Raw genomic sequence first — 16,287 nt, forward strand, 5'->3', positions numbered from 1 at the left:
CAAGATTCGGTTGTAACTAACAGCTCCCGATTAACGTTTGGAGAACTGGAAGCTGGCGCGGGCAGCCTTCTTGCCGTATTTCTTCCGCTCTTTGATACGCGAGTCGCGGGTAACGAAGCCGGCTTTTTTCAGCGGGGCACGCAGGGCAGCGTCAACCTCAAGGAGAGCCTTGGTAATGCCATGCTTGATGGCACCGGCCTGGCCGGAATCTCCACCACCGCTGACAGTCACATAGATATCGAACTTGCCCAGGTTTTCGGTCAGCTCAAGTGGTTGCTTGACGACCATCTTAGAAGTCTCGCGGCCGAAATATTCATCAAGGGTCTTGTGGTTGACCGTAATAACGCCGGTACCCGGCTTCAGCCATACCCTGGCGATGGAAGATTTTCTTTTTCCTGTTCCGTAAAAGCTTGCTGCTGCCATTTTTCTATCTCCTGATCTGAATAGAATCGAAAATTATATGTTCAGCGCCTTGGGCTGCTGGGCCGCATGGGGGTGATCGGTGCCGGTGTAGATCTTCAGCTTTTTGATCATGTGACGAGCCAGCTTGTTCTTCGGCAACATGCCTTTAACCGCTTTTTTGATCAGATCTTCCGGTTTTTTCTCCAGAAGTTTACCGGCAGAGATTTCCTTGAGCCCGCCGGGAAAACCGGAGTGGCTGTAATAAATCTTGTCGGCATTCTTGTTACCAGTAAGCTGGATCTTCTCAGCATTGACAACGATGACGAAATCGCCGGTGTCGACGCTGGGGGTAAAGGTGGGCTTGTTCTTGCCGCGAAGCACATTGGCTATTTCGGTGGCGATCCTGCCGAGAACCTTATTATCAGCATCAACCAGATACCAATCCCTGGCCACTTCATTCTTTTTCGCAATTTGCGTAGTCTTCATCTAACCCTCACAACTGGCTGAAATTTATTCATGCTGGATCACAGAAAGTTCGTAACATAATACATCGCCAAGATGCTGTCAAGGAAAATTCTTTACCGACTTATAAAAGGTCGATAGAATACCTCCATGAGACAAAGCCCCTGCGGCGGAGCGGTAATACCGGATGCAGCCCTGTCCCCCCCGGCAAGCAATCCGGGAATAGCGCCGGCATCCAGTTTCCCCTGCCCCACAGCCGCCAAGGTGCCCGCAATCACACGCACCATGTTCTTCAGAAATCCCGAGCCATGGACGTCGATGATGACTGAGTCCCCTTCTTTGGCAACTGAGACAGCAAAAAGCCGCCGGACGGTGGTCTTCGCAACACAGTTGGAAGCGCGGAAAGCGGCAAAGTCGTGCTCACCGACAAAATAAGAGGCTGCTTCCCGCATTTGCCCCACGTCCAGCTCGCCCCGCAAATGCCACGAGGTGAGCCGCATCAGGGGAGACCGGCGCTTGGCGTTGTAGATGGTATAGCGATAGTGCTTGCCGATGGCATCGGCACGGGGATTGAACGAGAGCGGCACCTCCGCAGCTTCCCTGATGGCGATATCCGGAGGAAGGAGGCAGTTCAGCCCATCGGAGTAAGCCCGAAGCGGCAGCTCCTTTGCCGTTTTAAATGACGCCACCATACCCAGGGCATGGACACCGGCATCGGTACGACCCGAAGAATGGAGACGGACCGCTTGCCCCAGCATTTTCGCCAGGGCCTCTTCGATGACCTGCTGAATGGTGATGCCGTTCGGCTGCAATTGCCAACCGCAGTAGGAGGTACCATCGTATTCTATGACCAGTTTGACAGCTCGCATGGGATAATGGCAGCAAAAATTACTTCAGGTAATCGCGGATCAGTATCTCGGCAATCTGCACCGCATTGGTGGCCGCTCCCTTGCGGATATTGTCCGCCACCACCCACAGATTGAGACCATTGGCTATGGATTCGTCCTTGCGGATTCTTCCCACCTGGACGAGGTCCTGGCCGGCGGCATCAATGGGCATGGGATAGATCCCCTCACCAACCTCATCCACCAGCTCGCACCCCGGTGCAGCGGCAATGAGCTCCATAGCTTTTTCCACGGTAATTTCCTTTTCGGTCTCTATATTGATCGATTCGGAATGACCGTAAAAGACCGGAACGCGTACTGTGGTAGCGGTCACCCGGATGTCCGCCTCCATGATCTTCCGGGTCTCGTTGACCATCTTCATTTCTTCCTTGGTGTAGCCATTTTCGCAGAAGGAATCGATCTGGGGGAGACAGTTGAAGGCGATCTGGTAGGGATAGACCTCATTGTTGGCCGGCCGACCATTGAGCAGTTCACCCACCTGGACGCGCAGTTCGTCAATGGCTTTCCTGCCGGTGCCGGAAACGGCCTGGTAAGTGGAAACGACGATACGCTCGATCTGTGTGTAGTCATGGAGCGGCTTCAGGGCCACCACCATCTGGATAGTGGAGCAGTTGGGATTGGCGATGATCCCTTTCTTTGTATAGTCGGCAATGGCATGGGCATTTACTTCAGGCACCACCAGCGGCACATCCGCGTCCATGCGCCAGGCACTGGAATTGTCGATGCAGACGGCACCGGCCTTGACCGCAGAAGGGCAGAATTCGCGGGAGCGCTCGCCACCTGCGGAAAAGAGGGCGATGTCGATGCCGTCGAAGGAATCGTGGGTCAATTCCTCCACCATGATCGGCTTGCCGTGGAACTCCAGAATTTCACCGGCGCTGCGGCTGCTGGCCAGGTACTTGATCTTCCCCACCGGGAACTCACGCTCCTCAAGACACTCGATCATCTGCGTGCCAACGGCACCGGTCGCACCGACCATTGCAATATTCCATAGTTTTTTTGCCATAACGTCATTTCTCCATTCTTCACCTAGCCTGCATAATTGCAGACGCAACCTTCATAAACTTGAATCCTCCGCTGAAACCGGAGGGATAAAAGACGTCATGTATATACCAACTGTTACTTTCAGAGCAAATGAAATTCTGCCAGGGAGCTGCCGGCTTGGCAGGGAAATTTGTCAGAATCACGCAAGCGGCAGATCATCGGGGGCATGGGCGGAAACGACCGGACAGTAAATTTCGCCACGCTCATCGTTCATGCCGACCGGCTTTGCCGCCTTGAGGAGCGTTATCCAGACCCGGACATTATCGACGATAATGATCGTCACCAGGGCAATAACAACGATGCTGAGAACGGTGTTGAGCATCATCCCTTTATCCAGGTAGAGCCTGATGTTCATGTAACCTGCGGCAAAGGTCGTCAGGGCCATTACGGCGCACGGTACCGCCGTGATAAGAGCGTAGCGCTTTTTCGTCGCAATCCGGAGAATGATCGTTGTCCCGATTGCCAAAGCCAGCGCCGCCAGCGTCTGATTCGTCACACCGAACATGGGCCAGATGGTTGTTACGTCTCCCGTGTAGAGTATATACCCCCAGGCAAAGGAAACGGTGCCACTCGTCAATATGATGCCAGGTAACCAGTCGGTCTGCTTGAGCGGTGCATAGAGGTTGCCCAGGACATCCTGCAAGATGTAGCGCGCCACCCTCGTCCCCGCATCGATCGTTGTCAAAATGAACAGCGCCTCGAACATGATGATGAACTGAAACCAGTATTTCATCGTATGCTGCAGTCCCTCGCCCATATGGGAGAAGATATATGCAGTACCTACTGCCAACGAGATCGCCCCGCCGGGGCGATGGGTAACATCGAGCCCCACCAGGCGGCACAACTCCGGCAGGTCCTTGACCTGCATATTGAGTTTGGCGAAGGCCTCCGCCGACGTATTGATGGCAAAGTAATCGTTGGGAACCAGTGTCACGGCGGCAAGGAGTGCCATCAGCCCGATAAAGGCTTCAGTCAGCATGGCGCCGTACCCTACCATACGAATCTGTGTTTCCTTTTCCAGCATCTTGGGGGTAGTACCGGAGCCGATCAGGGCATGGAATCCGGAGATGGCGCCGCAGGCGATGGTGATGAACACATAGGGCCATACCGGTCCGGGAATGATCGGTCCGCTGCCATTGACAAACTGGGTCGCAAAGGGCATCTGCACGGTGGGGTTGACGATGAAAAGCCCCAGCGCCAGCCCCGCGATAACGGCGATCTTCATATAGGTACTGAGGTAGTCCCGCGGCGCAAGGAGCAGCCAGACTGGCAGGGCCGCAGCACAAAATCCGTAGAGCGGCAGAATGATCGACAGGCTCTGTTTGCTGAAGGTGAACCAGCCGGCAAGGGAAGATTGTGCGACGGGGGCCCCTAAGTAAACGGCGGCAAGCACGGCGGCAACGCCAAAGATGGTTCCGGACAGGATCGCGCCCGGCTTGATTTTGAACATATAGAGACCGACAACCATGGCAATGGGAATGGTCATGCCGATGGTGAATACACCCCAGGGGTTGTTGTAGAGGGCATTGGCCACAGCCACGGCAAGACCGGCCAGGGCGATGATAATGATGAACAGGGTAACGAACGCGGTGGTGACCCCGGTAAGCCTGCTCACGTCCTTTCGTGCGATAACCGACAGGGACTGTCCCCGATGGCGGACCGACGCAAAGAGTATGATCATGTCATGGACGCAACCGGCAAAAACCGAGCCCAGCAGAATCCAGAAAAAGCCCGGACCCCACCCATACTGGACGGCCAACGTCGGACCGATCAGTGGTCCCGCTCCCGCAATGGCCGCGAAATGATGTCCGAACACGACCCACTTGTTCGTGGGTACGTAATCCTTACCGTCATTGCAGGTAAGTGCCGGTGTAACATTCCGGTCGTCGAGCATCAACACCTTGGCGGCAATGAAGGCCGAGTAGTAGCGGTATGCCAGGGCAAGGGCACAAAGAGCAGATACCAATAGATAGATTACACTCATGATCAATCCCCTTCTTTTGAGACTCTCAGCGGCAAAGAAAAGGCGCGGAGCCAAAACTCCACGCCTTTCTTCGTGTCTCAGATAACAAGCTGCATAGAATAAGCCTACCGCTCCATGAGGATACGCAGCATCCTTCTCAACGGTTCTGCCGCGCCCCACAGCAGCTGATCGCCGCAGGTGAAGGCCTGTACGAACTGCGGCCCCATCTTCATCTTCCGCACCCGGCCGACCGGGACAGTGAGAGAACCGGAGACAGCAGCCGGGGTCAAGTCATTGAGGGTCTCCGCCTTGGTGTTGGGCACGAATTTCACCCACTGGTTGTCGTTCTTGATCAGGTTCTCGATGTCGGCAAGGGGCAGGTCCTTGTTCAGCTTAATGGTCAGGGCCTGGCTATGGCAACGCATGGCGCCGACCCGCACACAAATGCCGTCCACGGGGATCGGTGCAGTCGTGCCGAGGATCTTGTTTGTCTCGGCAAACCCTTTCCACTCCTCGCGGCTCTGTCCATCTTCCACCTCCCTGTCGATCCAGGGGAGGACGCTGCCTGCCAATGGGTAGCCGAACTCCTTGGTGGGAAGGGAGCCGTCGCGCAGGGTGGCTGTCACCTTCCTATCGATTTCAAGGATCGCAGAGGCCGGATTTTTCAGTTCCTCGGCAACAACGCCGTGGAGGGTGCCCATCTGGCTCAACAGCTCCCGCATGTTGGGGGCGCCGGCGCCGCTAGCCGCCTGGTAGGTCATGGAGGTGAGCCACTCCACGAGCCCCGCCCTAAACAAGCCTCCCAAGCCCATGAGCATGAGGCTGACGGTGCAGTTGCCGCCGATGAAATCCTTCTGTCCTTTAGCCAGCGCAGCATCGATGACATTGCGGTTCACCGGATCGAGGATGATGACCGCGTTGTTTTCCATGCGCAGGGTGCTGGCGGCATCGATCCAGTAGCCCTGCCAACCCTGCTTGCGCAGTTCCGGATGGATTGCCTTGGTATAGTCTCCCCCCTGGCAAGTGAGGATGATATCAAGCTTCTTCAACTCCTCGATGTCATCGGCCTTCTTCAGGGTCCCCGCATTCATGGGGGCAGGCTGACCTGCCTGGGACGTTGTGAAAAACACCGGCTCGAAGCCGAGACTGAAATCTTTCTCCTCCTGCATCCGCTGCATGAGGACAGAACCAACCATACCGCGCCAACCGACGATTCCGACTTTCATATGTCTATACCTCTTCCGTTGAGATAATGTGAATCTTGATTATGACAAGTGCTGCAACAAAATTGCAACAAGTTATTGGGCATTGACCGGCAGCCCATTTGCTCCGAAAAACTCAGGTTGTCAAAAATAGTCAGGTCGTCGCACCGCAGGAAGCTCGCGGAGGCGTAGCAGCGCTACGCCGCACAAGGCGGCTTTCGAGGACGGCGGCGAGATGGCTGTTTTTCAACAACCTATTAGAGGGCAGCGATGATCGCCTTGCCGATCTCGCTGGTGTTTACCAGCTTCTCCCCATCCTTCTTCTGATAAATGTCCCTGGTCCTGTAACCCTGATCCAGAACCTTTGCCACCGCCTTATCAATGGCGTCGGCAGCTTCAATCAGGCCGAAGGAGTAGCGCAGCATCATTCCTGCCGAGAGTATCTGGGCAATGGGGTTGGCAATACCCTGGCCGGCAATGTCGGGTGCAGAGCCACCGGAAGGTTCATACATGCCGAAGGTCCCCTCGGCTAGGGATGCGCTGGGGAGCATACCCAGGGAGCCGGTGAGCATGGCGGCCTCGTCGGAAAGGATGTCGCCGAACATGTTCTCGCAGAGAAGAACGTCGAACTGCTTGGGCCAGCGCACCAGCTGCATGGCGCCGTTGTCCACGTACATGTGGGTCAGCTCCACATCCGGATATTCCTTGCCGATGCCAGTCACCACCTCGCGCCAGAGCACGGAGGAAGAAAGGACGTTGGCCTTGTCGATGGAGCAGACCTTTTTTGAGCGTTTGCGGGCCGCCTGGAAGGCCACGTGGGTGATGCGCTCGATCTCGGGTACGCTGTATTTCATGGTGTCGATGCCGATCCGGTCGCGCCCTTGCCCCTCTATACCCTTGGGCTGTGAGAAATAGATACCGCCGGTCAGTTCCCGGACCACCAGAACGTTGAAGCCGCCGGCGATGACCTCTTCCTTCAGGGACGAGGCGCCGGTCAGAGAGGGAAAAATGATGGCAGGACGGAGATTGGCATAGAGGCCGAAGATCTTGCGTAGCGGAAGCAGCGCGCCACGCTCCGGCTGCTCGTCGGGGGGCAGGGTTTCCCATTTTGGACCGCCCACCGAGCCGAAGAGGATGGCGTCAGCAGCCTTGCAGATATTGACGGTTGTTTCGGGAAGGGCCTTACCCTCGTTATCGATTCCGGCTCCACCCACATTGGCATGGGTCCGCTCGAATTTCACATCGTATTTAGTCTCGACAGCGTCCAGGACCTTGAGGGCCTCGGCCATTACCTCGGGGCCGATGCCGTCGCCAGGCAGAACCGCCACTTTAAATGTTTTTGCCATTGTTCATTCCCCCCGCTCATTTTAAAAAATTGGTCGATATTATTTGCCCCGAGCGGTCATTGTCAACAAAAAAGGACCGCTTTCAGGCGATCCTGGGCAAAAAGACAGCGCAGAGCAAGGATTGATCGTCAGGAAACTTCGCCCCCTTCCCTGGCAAACGCCTCCGCCACTTCATGTTCGAGGCGTGCCCCTTCCCCCTTGTATTTCGCAGAAAAATGAAAGGGTGTAACCCGTGCAGCGCCAGCCCTGCGGGCAAGGGAACCAGCTTGGGCCGCAGTCAGGTGGCATTTTTCCCGGGCCCGATCCGCCTCTTCATCCAGGAAGGTTGATTCGATGAAGAGGTAGTCGGCATTACTGGCAAGGGCGACGATTTTTTCTGCATTGGCCGGGGAAAAGACCACATCGGTGACATAGGCGATTTTCTGTCCGGGCACTACCTGCAGCACCTTCCCCTTCAGCTCGCCGAGCCTGAAAATTCGCTCCTCCGAGCCGGCGACGGTCCTTCTCCTGGCACGAATGAGCGTATCATCCTCCTTTTCCTGCAGTACGGCCCGTTTCAGCTCTGCCAGCCATGGTCCCACTTGGAGCCCCAGTTCTTCCAGGCAGTTTTTCATGACATTCACATGCTGCTTTTCCTCCAGACAGAAGGCAAGGCTGGTGGTACGGTGATCGAGGAAGGCACAGCGGATGGAGAAAGTCTCCTCATCCAGCAACAGCCCCCCATCAATGGTGAACGGCGGCCGATCTCTCCTGCGGAAGCCTTCCCGGCAATGGAATTCGGCAGAAGAGGCGGAACCGTCTTTGGTCACTTCAATGGCAACGACCGTGAAGTCGGTGGGGTAATTCTCAACCAGATTCCAGGTATAGCCCGCCAGGCGGTGCCCCACCTGATCGACGAAACCTGCGGGTCCATACAAATGGATGGTTTTATCCCGCCCGAGGCAGGTCCGCACCAGCTGATCGAAACCGATGAAGTGATCGACGTGGGTATGGGAGATGAAGATATGGCCCACGCGCAGCAGTTTCCGTGGGGAAAGCCTGGACAGGTCACCAAGATCGAAAAGCACCGCCCGGCGCTCGAAGAGGAAGTCGATGTAGAGACCGGGATCGTCCAAGGGATCATTGATGAGAAACGGATGGAACTGTGGCGTCATGGGCACCTCTGTTTCTGCCATGAATCAATTGTAGCGGCAACGGGATAACAGTCAAAATGCCGCACAATCGTGAAGTTGCCACCGTCAAATGCTGTTGACAGGTGCGGGTCGAGGAATTAGAGTAAGTGGAAATTTTAATACTGGGGGGATTGATGGCAATCAAACTGGGTGAGATACTGGTGGAGTCGGGTAAGATCACACAGGCTGAACTGGACGAAACATTGAAAAGCCAGGTCATCTTCGGCGGCAAAATCGGCACAAACCTCATCGAGATGGGATATATAGAAGAAGAGGAACTGGCCCAGTTCCTCAGCAAAAAGCTCGGTGTGCCCTGTGCCAAGAAGGAGCACCTCTTTAACCTCTCCCCCGCCACAGCAAAACTCATCCCGGAAGAAACCGTCAGAAAATACCGGGTCATCCCCCTGGGACTGGACAAGAAAAAACTCTACGTAGCCATGGAGGACCCCTCCAATCTGGCCTCCATCGACGAGATATCATTTATCACCGGCTTTATCGTTATACCGATGATCGCCACGGAACTAAGCATCATTCTTGCCCTGGAGAAGCACTACGGCATCAAGCGGGAAACACGCTACATCACCGTCGCCAACGGTGGAAGACGGCAAGCACGGGCTGCCAGGAGTACCGGCCCTTCCCAAGCCACGGTATCAACACCGCCATCGGCAAAACCCGCGCCTCCCCCGGAAGAAGAGGTCATCGAGCTTCCCCTTCTCTCCGAACTGGCAGAGATGGAGATTGGGCCTGCCGGCTCCAGTGCGCCGGCACCTGCGTCATTCAGCACAGCGGCAAAAGAGACCATCGATAAATACACCATCGACACCCTTTCCATGGAACTGGCGGAGGCGGAGGACCGGGATGCCATCGCCAGCCTCATCGTCACCTTTGCCGGGCAGGAATTCGACCGCGTCGCACTCTTCATGGTCAAGGGAAATACCGCCGGCGGGTGGAGCGCTGTTTCACAAGGCAAGCCCCTTGCAGGTTTCGAGGAATTCCAGGTGCCGTTAAAGGCACCATCGGTGCTGCAGATCGTCACCGAAGGCAAGAGCTTTTACCTGGGGCCTCTGGCGGACACCCCCGGCAACGGCACCATGCTCGCGGCACTGGGGGGAGGAAAACCGGTGACCGCGCTGCTGGTGCCGCTGGTCATGATGGGCAGGGTGGTTTCCATCCTCTATGTCGAGGGGGGTAAACAGCCCCTGGGTGAACGGGTCGTCGACATGCAGAAGGTTATCGGCAAAGCCGCCATGGCCTTCGAGATTCTCATCCTCAAGAGCAAGATCCTCATGACCTGAGGGAAGACTCGTGGAATTCAGGAATAAGAAAAGCTCGGTCCGGGAATTTCGGGGAAACCAAGGCAGTCGTGACGTCGTCCGTTCGCTCTGTCGCCACAGCTGCGGACCTTGCGGTGCCACCCATGTAATGCCGCACGATGCTTAAACGTTCGCCCCCTCCTCCGTTCAAGAAATCTCTGAAGGCAAAAAGGCCCGTCGAAATCCGGCGGGCCTTTTCAGTATCCAAAATCAGCCTTCCTCTTCCCTGAACCACTTGTCGAACCAGCTGCGATGGTCCTTCGATGCAAGTATCTGCAGGTCCCTGGGACCAAGCCAGATGCCGCCGCAGGTCGGGCATTTATCCAGGGGGACGCCGCGGAAGGTCATGGGCATTATAGCGGTGCCACACTTTGGGCACCTATTCTTGCAGTAGGTCTTTATGATCTTTTCCCGGGCTGCCTCCCGCATCTTTTCGATCTTTTTCTTCTCCTCGTTGTAAATATACTGGTCTTCCAGGGCTTTTTCCCGCTCGTCCCATTTGCTGTTCATACACGCCTCCTTCTTTATTGCATTGGGAATAACATCACTTCGCCCGCCACATTCTCATTATAACCTTGTTAATGGCCGCCGCAACGGCTAACCTCTGTATAGCCAGCTTAGAGGATGAAGTCGGTGGAAAGGAAGTTGGATTTCCCCTCCCGGACGATATTGCGGATGATCTCCTTGTTCTGGTCGGACTCCCTGGCGGCCACCAGGGCACGGATGGAAAAGGCCCGCAGCGCATCGGAAACGGAAAGGGTCCCCACCGCCGAGTCCTTGCGCCCCGTAAAGGGAAAGATGTCGGGCCCGCGCTGGCACTGGCTGTTGATGTTGACCCTCGACACCTGGTTGACCAGGGGGTCGATGAGGTTGGCCAGTTCCATCGTCTCATGGCCGAAGATGCTCACCTGCTGACCATAGGCCGATTGGGTGATGTAGTCGATGGGAACGGAAAGGTCGCTGAAGGGGAGGATGGGGATGACCGGACCGAACTGTTCCTCGGTGTAGACCCGCATCTGCCCGTTCACCGGATAGAGAACCGCCGGATGGAAGAACGTTTCCCTGACCGTCCCTCCCCCTTCGTTCATAACTTCGGCACCGAGACGCGTCGCATCGTTCACGAGTCCCGACAGGTATTCCGGCTTGCCCGCCTCGGGCAATGGCGTTATGACCACCCCCGGCTCCCACGGCATGCCGCATTTCAGCGCGTTAACGGCTTTGGCAAAGGCGGCGACGAATCGATAGGCAATGGATTCATGGACGAAGATGATCTTGATGGCTGTACAGCGCTGGCCGTTGAAGGAGAGACTTCCCACCAGAGACTCCTCCACCGACTTATCCAGGTCCGCATCGGGCAGGACAATGGCCGGGTTTTTCGCCTCCAGCCCCAGAACCGAGCGCAGGCGGTGCATTTTGGGGTGGGCCTTCTGCAGGAGATCGGCTGCCTTACTTGAGCCGATGAAGGCCAATACATCCACCTTCCCCGATGACATGAGCGGGGGGGTGATGGTCCTGCCTGCGCCGAAAAGGGTATTGACCACTCCCGGCGGGAATGATTCCTGAAAAGCCTTGAGCAGCGGGGAAAATAGCAGGATGCCGTGGCGGGGCGGTTTGAGCAGCACCGTGTTGCCCATGATAAGCGCCGGGATGAGTGTTGTGAAGGTCTCGTTAAGGGGATAGTTATAAGGCCCCATGCTCAGGGTCACCCCCAGGGGGGAGCGGCGGATCTGGCCGATGATGCCCTGCTGGATGACGAAGCGGGACGAAACCCGGTCCAGCTCCTTCAAGGCGTCGATGGTATCCATGATGTAATCCACCGTCCTGTCAAACTCCTTTTCCGAATCCTTGAGGGACTTGCCGATCTCCCACATGAGCAGCCGGACCACTTCACCCCGTTTTTCCTTCATGCGCCAGGCAAATTCCTGCACGCACTCGATGCGGGCGGCCACCGGCATGGTCGGCCAGCGGCCGCGGCCAGAATCGTAGGCCTCGACGGCAGCAGCAAGAGCGGCCAGAGCATCCCCCTCGGCCATGAGGGGAAACCGGCCGATCATCTTGCGCGACAAGCCGGTGTCTTGGCGCACACACACCGGCGAATAAACCTCCTGCATTGGACCTTCCCAATGGCGAAGCTCTCCGTTGAGCAGGAACCGGTCCATCTCCACCGGCTCGGGCAGCCCATAGGCCGCCGGTATGTCGGCTTCGGCAGGGAAAAGCCCCGCCATGCTCTCTTGCAGAACCATATGACCTCCCATGTCCCTGGATCGACAGCTTTAATTTGTCCGCCCGTATTCATAATTATACCAGACCGGAACCCTTCCGGACCTCGGCGCTTGCCTCCTGGAAATGATCGAACTGCATGGTGAAACTCCCTCCCCCCCTGGTGGCGCTGCGCAGTTCGGTCATGTAACCGAACATCTCCACCAGGGGCACCTGGGCACTTATTATCTGGTTCTCCGACCATACCGCCAGCCCTTCGACCCGCCCCCGCTTCTGCTGTATCTGCCCCAGGACCCGCCCGGCATATTCGGCGGGAGTTATAATCTCAAGGGCCATGACCGGTTCGAGGACAATGGGTGCCCCCTCCTCTGCCGCCCGGGCAAAACCGCGGTGGGCAGCAGCCCTGATCCCCATCTCGGTAGTGATCCCCGGCTCGAAAGGAACCTCCACGACTTCTACTTCAAGATCAGCATAGGGATAGCCGGTCCTGCCCCCCGACGCGCAGGCTGAACGTAGGCTTTCTTCCAGAGCTGTCTGCATCTCCAGCGGCAATGGCGACGATTCGCCAAGTGGCCCGATAATCCGGATGCCCTCCCCTCGCGGCAATGGCCGGATGGAAAGCAGGACTTCCCCCTTCTGCAGGCGACCGTTCACCTCCTGGGCAAACAGCTCCCGTCTGGTCACCGGCCGACGCAAGGTCTCCCGGCACATGACACGCGGCGGACCAATCTTGACGCCGATGCCGTACTCCCGCTTCAGCCTGTCGGTAACAATCTCCAGGTGCAATTCCCCCATGCCGGTCAGGATCGTCTCTCCGGTTTCCCGGTCCTCGTGGACGCGGAAGGTAGGATCCTCCCATTGCAGCGTCTCCAGCGCCTCGGGGAGCCGCTCCCGGTCTTCGGCCCCCTTTGCTTCAACGGCCACTGATACCACCGGTTCTGGGACGGTGAGCCCCTCCAGGACCAGGGGATGGCTGGGTGCGCAGATGGTATCCCCGGTGAGGGTGTGCTTCATGCCGGTTACGGCAACAATATCCCCTGCAGTGGCCTCGCCAATCTGCTCCCGCTTGTGGGCATGCATGTGGAAGAGACGGTCAGCCCGCTCCAGAACCTTGCTGCTACCGTTGAAAACGGCCGCACCGCTGGAAAGCTTCCCCGCATAGATACGCAGATAGGTGAGTCTCCGCCCTTCTTCGGCAAGCACCTTGAAGGCAAGGGCGACCAGGGGAGACGCCGGATCGCAGGGAACTGCCACGGTCTCGCCACCTCCGGGGGGGCGTGCCGTGACCGGCGGCAGATCCAGCGGCGAGGGAAGAAAGTCCACGACCCCGTCGAGAAGGGGCTGAACTCCTTTGTTGCGCAGGGCGGAACCGCAATAGACCGGGCAAATGCTGCAGGAGACGGTTCCCTGCCGCAGGGCAGGAATCAGCCGTTCCGCGGAAATTTTCACCCCGGCGAGGTAATCGGCAAGGACCCTGTCGTCGAAATCAGCGGCAGCTTCAACCACCAGATTGCGGGCGGCTGCAGCCTCTTTCTCATATTCCAGTGAGATCGGCAGCCGCTCAACGGTCATCCCCCGGTCCGCCTCGCTGAAGAGAACCAGTTCCTCCGCCAGTAGGTCGATGACCCCGATAAAGCCGGCCTCCGAGCCGACTGGGAGCTGCACGGGCACGACCCGGACCTTCAGCCGGGATTCAATCGACGAAAGGACCGCGGCAAAGTCGGCGCCGATGCGGTCCATCTTGTTGACGAAACAGATGCGCGGCACCCGGTAACGATCTGCCTGACGCCACACCGACTCGGTTTGGGGCTGAACCCCTTCAACGGCGCTGACGATGGCGATTCCTCCATCCAGCACCCGCATGCTCCGCTCCACCTCGATGGTAAAGTCGATATGCCCCGGCGTGTCGATGAGATTGATGCGGCAGTCCCGCCAGGTGCAGCTGTTGGCGGTAGCGGTGATGGTAATGCCCCGCTCCTGCTCCTGGGGCATCCAGTCCATGACCGCCTCCCCGTCATGCACCTCTCCCATCTTATGGATTTCGCCGGTGTAATAGAGGATGCGTTCGGAAACGGTGGTTTTTCCCGCGTCGATATGGGAGATGATGCCGATGTTGCGGATCCGGGCAAGGAGTGGGGTAATCATGACACCTCGCAAAAATCAGCAGGTTGGAAGGAAAGGGAGGTCTCGGAACCAGTAGATTATAGCAGATATGGAGGGAACGGCATCCGGCGAAGGTAGTAGATCAGCGGGTCCCGTGGCTATGGTTTTCTGTGATCTTGCCGCCCGGAAGGAGTCGAAACCAATGGCCGCGCCAGGCGACCCGGTTGCCGAGAAAGGAAAGCGCCCAGGTTGCGAAGGCAAGACAGTCCCGCAGGGGAAGCAGCCAGAGCCATTTTGGAAAAAGGCGATCGCCGACGAAGGAGCGGCTGTAGATGAGGGTAACAAGAGAGCGGCAGCCATACAGGATAGCGGCAGCAGTGAAACCGGTCGCGGAAAATCGGGAAAGGGCAATGGCGAGGAGTGCGGCGGGAAAAGGCTGGGTGATGCCGGAGGCAAAGTAGCCTCCCGGGCGGCTGACGCGCATGGTTCGAGCCCAGCGCAACTGGCGGGAAAGGATATTCCGCAGGGATTCCCGGTGGAGGATGCTCTCCACATAGCAGTCGGACAGCTCCAGCCGGTAACCAGCCCTGTGGACCTTGTTTCCTAGCTGGTAGTCATCGGCCAGGTAATCTACCAGCGCAGCAAAGCCGCCGATTCTCTCAAGCGCCTCCCGTCTCACCGCCATGGAAGCCCCCAAGGCAAAAGAAAGTCCCTCCAACCTCAGGGCCACCATGACATTGGGCACCATTTCCGCGGTAAAGCCCATGGCCTCGATGGCGCTGGCGGCTCCCAAAACGCCGGTCGTCCGGTAGAGGGAAGTGACAAGCCCCACCCGTGGATCGGTAAATGGAGCGCAGACCTCCTGCAGATAGTTTGTGCGGACACGGATATCGCTGTCGCAGACGATGATGATGTCGTGCTTCGCCTTGGGAAAGGCGTTGATCAGGTTGCAGACCTTGTAGTTCGGGCCGTAGATCCGTTCATCCACCACCAGTTCCAGGTCGGCCTCGGGAAATTCCACGATCAATCGTTCGATGACCGGTATGGCCGGGTCGGCAGCGGAGGCAACGGCGAAGATCATTTGAAAGCAGGGGTAATCCTGGGTGCAAAAAGAAGCGAAATTGGCGAAGCTATCCGCATCCATCCCCTTGACCGGCTTGAGGATCGTCACCGGCGGCAGGAAGTCGCATGGCGGCTTTTTCCGGCCCAAATAGGCACGGCCGCACCAGAGAGAAAGCAGTGAATAGATCAGGGGCGGTGCAATGAGGAGAAATGGGAGAAGCGTATCAAGCATGCCTTGCTGAATCCTTAAGGGTGGATTTTTGCACAGTAACCACATATGGGGCGTTGGATGATCGATTGATCTGCCTGCTGCACCAGGCGGAGTATTGCTGCGGCGCTAGCAAGCCGGCCCATTGCTCCACCGCAGCCGCCTCCTCGCCACCACCTTCATGCCCTGGATACACGGCGGCTACCAGAATCCCCCCCGGCTGGATCAGATCTGCAGCTTGTTCCAGGGCGGCACGAGTTGTCTCTGGCCTGGTAATGCAGCTTTTATCGCTGCCGGGGAGATAGCCGAGGTTAAAAACCACTCCCCGCACCGGCGCAGTCACATGGATTGCCATTTCCTCGTGGCCCACATGGAACAGCTGTACCCGATCCAGGCAATGATGTTCCTCAAGCAGTTGTCTAGTTGCTGCCAGAGCCTCTGCCTGAACATCGAAGGCGAAGATTTTCCCCTCAGTACCCACCAGTCCGGCAAGAAACAGCGTGTCATGGCCATTGCCGCAGGTGGCATCCACCACCCTGTCCCCCGGCCTTACCCGCTCGCGCAGGAAAAGATGGCCCAAGGCCACTGCATTGCGAAAAGAATCCATCAAATTTTAGCCTCACGTGCGGCAAGGATGCCTGCCGCGACTTCGTCCGTTCGTTCGGTCGCTACAGCTGCGGGCCTTGCAGGGACTTCGCCTTCAACAGCTGTAAAACCAAATGCGGGCAGTCCCTGCTTAGAGCAATTCCAGGCGGGCGTCCGCTCGCCGCTGCAGCTCGATCACTCACTACCGAAGCCACGGCAGCCATCAAAGAAAACGTGTGAGTAAAAAAAACCGACCGGCTTCGAGAAAAGCTCCAGCTGCAAGGCTTGCGAGGACGGCAG

14 protein-coding genes are annotated in these 16,287 nt (G+C 57.4%); 1 reads left to right on the forward strand and 13 read right to left on the reverse strand.

Going from position 1 to position 16,287, the window contains the following annotated elements; genetic code table 11:
- Positions 1-30 precede the first annotated feature (30 nt).
- The 8 genes from rpsI to ML541_RS00340 all read right to left on the reverse strand — a co-directional run bounded on the left by rpsI (position 31) and on the right by ML541_RS00340 (position 8,478).
- The gene (rpsI, locus tag ML541_RS00305) at positions 31-423 is read right to left on the reverse strand and encodes a 30S ribosomal protein S9 (protein WP_243369624.1); all 393 of its coding nucleotides are present in this window, start codon (positions 421-423) and stop codon (positions 31-33) included.
- Between the two features lie 33 nt (positions 424-456).
- Positions 457-888 carry a 50S ribosomal protein L13 gene (gene rplM, locus ML541_RS00310; RefSeq protein WP_243369626.1) on the reverse strand — a complete coding sequence of 144 codons (432 nt, stop codon included), beginning with the start codon at positions 886-888 and terminating at the stop codon, positions 457-459.
- Positions 889-980: 92 nt separating this feature from the next.
- A complete protein-coding gene (gene truA, locus ML541_RS00315) occupies positions 981-1,733 on the reverse strand; it encodes a tRNA pseudouridine(38-40) synthase TruA (protein ID WP_243369628.1) in 753 nt (250 codons plus the stop codon).
- A 19-nt stretch (positions 1,734-1,752) separates the two neighbouring features.
- A complete protein-coding gene (locus ML541_RS00320) occupies positions 1,753-2,775 on the reverse strand; it encodes an aspartate-semialdehyde dehydrogenase (RefSeq protein WP_243369630.1) in 1,023 nt (340 codons plus the stop codon).
- 177 nt (positions 2,776-2,952) lie between these two features.
- On the reverse strand, positions 2,953-4,797 hold the full coding sequence (locus ML541_RS00325; protein ID WP_243369632.1) for a carbon starvation protein A: 1,845 nt from the start codon (positions 4,795-4,797) through the stop codon (positions 2,953-2,955).
- 104 nt (positions 4,798-4,901) lie between these two features.
- A complete protein-coding gene (gene asd / locus ML541_RS00330) occupies positions 4,902-6,002 on the reverse strand; it encodes an aspartate-semialdehyde dehydrogenase (RefSeq protein WP_243369634.1) in 1,101 nt (366 codons plus the stop codon).
- A 233-nt stretch (positions 6,003-6,235) separates the two neighbouring features.
- The gene (gene leuB / locus ML541_RS00335) at positions 6,236-7,324 is read right to left on the reverse strand and encodes a 3-isopropylmalate dehydrogenase (protein ID WP_243369636.1); all 1,089 of its coding nucleotides are present in this window, start codon (positions 7,322-7,324) and stop codon (positions 6,236-6,238) included.
- A 128-nt stretch (positions 7,325-7,452) separates the two neighbouring features.
- Positions 7,453-8,478 carry an MBL fold metallo-hydrolase gene (locus tag ML541_RS00340; RefSeq protein WP_243369638.1) on the reverse strand — a complete coding sequence of 342 codons (1,026 nt, stop codon included), beginning with the start codon at positions 8,476-8,478 and terminating at the stop codon, positions 7,453-7,455.
- A gap of 152 nt (positions 8,479-8,630) precedes the next feature.
- Between ML541_RS00340 and ML541_RS00345 the strand changes: the two genes are divergently transcribed.
- Positions 8,631-9,791 carry a general secretion pathway protein GspE gene (locus ML541_RS00345; protein WP_243369640.1) on the forward strand — a complete coding sequence of 387 codons (1,161 nt, stop codon included), beginning with the start codon at positions 8,631-8,633 and terminating at the stop codon, positions 9,789-9,791.
- 228 nt (positions 9,792-10,019) lie between these two features.
- Here ML541_RS00345 and ML541_RS00350 read toward each other — a convergent pair whose 3' ends face one another.
- The 5 genes from ML541_RS00350 to ML541_RS00370 form a co-directional block, all read right to left on the reverse strand.
- The gene (locus tag ML541_RS00350; RefSeq protein WP_243369642.1) at positions 10,020-10,319 is read right to left on the reverse strand and encodes a zf-TFIIB domain-containing protein; all 300 of its coding nucleotides are present in this window, start codon (positions 10,317-10,319) and stop codon (positions 10,020-10,022) included.
- 107 nt (positions 10,320-10,426) lie between these two features.
- Positions 10,427-12,052 (reverse strand): NADP-dependent glyceraldehyde-3-phosphate dehydrogenase, encoded by a 1,626-nt coding sequence (locus ML541_RS00355; RefSeq protein WP_243369644.1) that lies wholly within the window; start codon positions 12,050-12,052, stop codon positions 10,427-10,429.
- A gap of 55 nt (positions 12,053-12,107) precedes the next feature.
- Complete coding sequence (gene fusA / locus ML541_RS00360) at positions 12,108-14,174, reverse strand: elongation factor G (RefSeq protein ID WP_243369645.1); 2,067 nt, start codon at positions 14,172-14,174, stop codon at positions 12,108-12,110.
- Positions 14,175-14,274: 100 nt separating this feature from the next.
- Positions 14,275-15,426 carry a bacteriohopanetetrol glucosamine biosynthesis glycosyltransferase HpnI gene (gene hpnI / locus ML541_RS00365; protein WP_243369647.1) on the reverse strand — a complete coding sequence of 384 codons (1,152 nt, stop codon included), beginning with the start codon at positions 15,424-15,426 and terminating at the stop codon, positions 14,275-14,277.
- A complete protein-coding gene (locus tag ML541_RS00370; RefSeq protein WP_243369649.1) occupies positions 15,419-16,009 on the reverse strand; it encodes a class I SAM-dependent methyltransferase in 591 nt (196 codons plus the stop codon). Before ML541_RS00370 ends, hpnI begins: the two co-directional genes overlap by 8 nt.
- Between the last annotated feature and the right edge of the window lie 278 nt (positions 16,010-16,287).

The organism is Geotalea sp. SG265 (assembly GCF_022808985.1).
Classification (GTDB): domain Bacteria; phylum Desulfobacterota; class Desulfuromonadia; order Geobacterales; family Geobacteraceae; genus Geotalea.

Excerpts from the sequence above, each read along its gene's own strand:
- leuB (WP_243369636.1), bottom strand. The coding sequence starts at position 7,324 with ATGGCAAAAACATTTAAAGTGGCGGTTCTGCCTGGCGACGGCATCGGC.
- ML541_RS00370 (WP_243369649.1), bottom strand. The coding sequence starts at position 16,009 with ATGGATTCTTTTCGCAATGCAGTGGCCTTGGGCCATCTTTTCCTGCGC.
- ML541_RS00340 (WP_243369638.1), bottom strand. The coding sequence starts at position 8,478 with ATGACGCCACAGTTCCATCCGTTTCTCATCAATGATCCCTTGGACGAT.
- truA (WP_243369628.1), bottom strand. The coding sequence starts at position 1,733 with ATGCGAGCTGTCAAACTGGTCATAGAATACGATGGTACCTCCTACTGC.
- hpnI (WP_243369647.1), bottom strand. The coding sequence starts at position 15,426 with ATGCTTGATACGCTTCTCCCATTTCTCCTCATTGCACCGCCCCTGATC.
- ML541_RS00355 (WP_243369644.1), bottom strand. The coding sequence starts at position 12,052 with ATGGTTCTGCAAGAGAGCATGGCGGGGCTTTTCCCTGCCGAAGCCGAC.
- ML541_RS00345 (WP_243369640.1), top strand. The coding sequence starts at position 8,631 with ATGGCAATCAAACTGGGTGAGATACTGGTGGAGTCGGGTAAGATCACA.
- rpsI (WP_243369624.1), bottom strand. The coding sequence starts at position 423 with ATGGCAGCAGCAAGCTTTTACGGAACAGGAAAAAGAAAATCTTCCATC.
- ML541_RS00320 (WP_243369630.1), bottom strand. The coding sequence starts at position 2,775 with ATGGCAAAAAAACTATGGAATATTGCAATGGTCGGTGCGACCGGTGCC.
- rplM (WP_243369626.1), bottom strand. The coding sequence starts at position 888 with ATGAAGACTACGCAAATTGCGAAAAAGAATGAAGTGGCCAGGGATTGG.
- fusA (WP_243369645.1), bottom strand. The coding sequence starts at position 14,174 with ATGATTACCCCACTCCTTGCCCGGATCCGCAACATCGGCATCATCTCC.
- ML541_RS00325 (WP_243369632.1), bottom strand. The coding sequence starts at position 4,797 with ATGAGTGTAATCTATCTATTGGTATCTGCTCTTTGTGCCCTTGCCCTG.
- ML541_RS00350 (WP_243369642.1), bottom strand. The coding sequence starts at position 10,319 with ATGAACAGCAAATGGGACGAGCGGGAAAAAGCCCTGGAAGACCAGTAT.
- asd (WP_243369634.1), bottom strand. The coding sequence starts at position 6,002 with ATGAAAGTCGGAATCGTCGGTTGGCGCGGTATGGTTGGTTCTGTCCTC.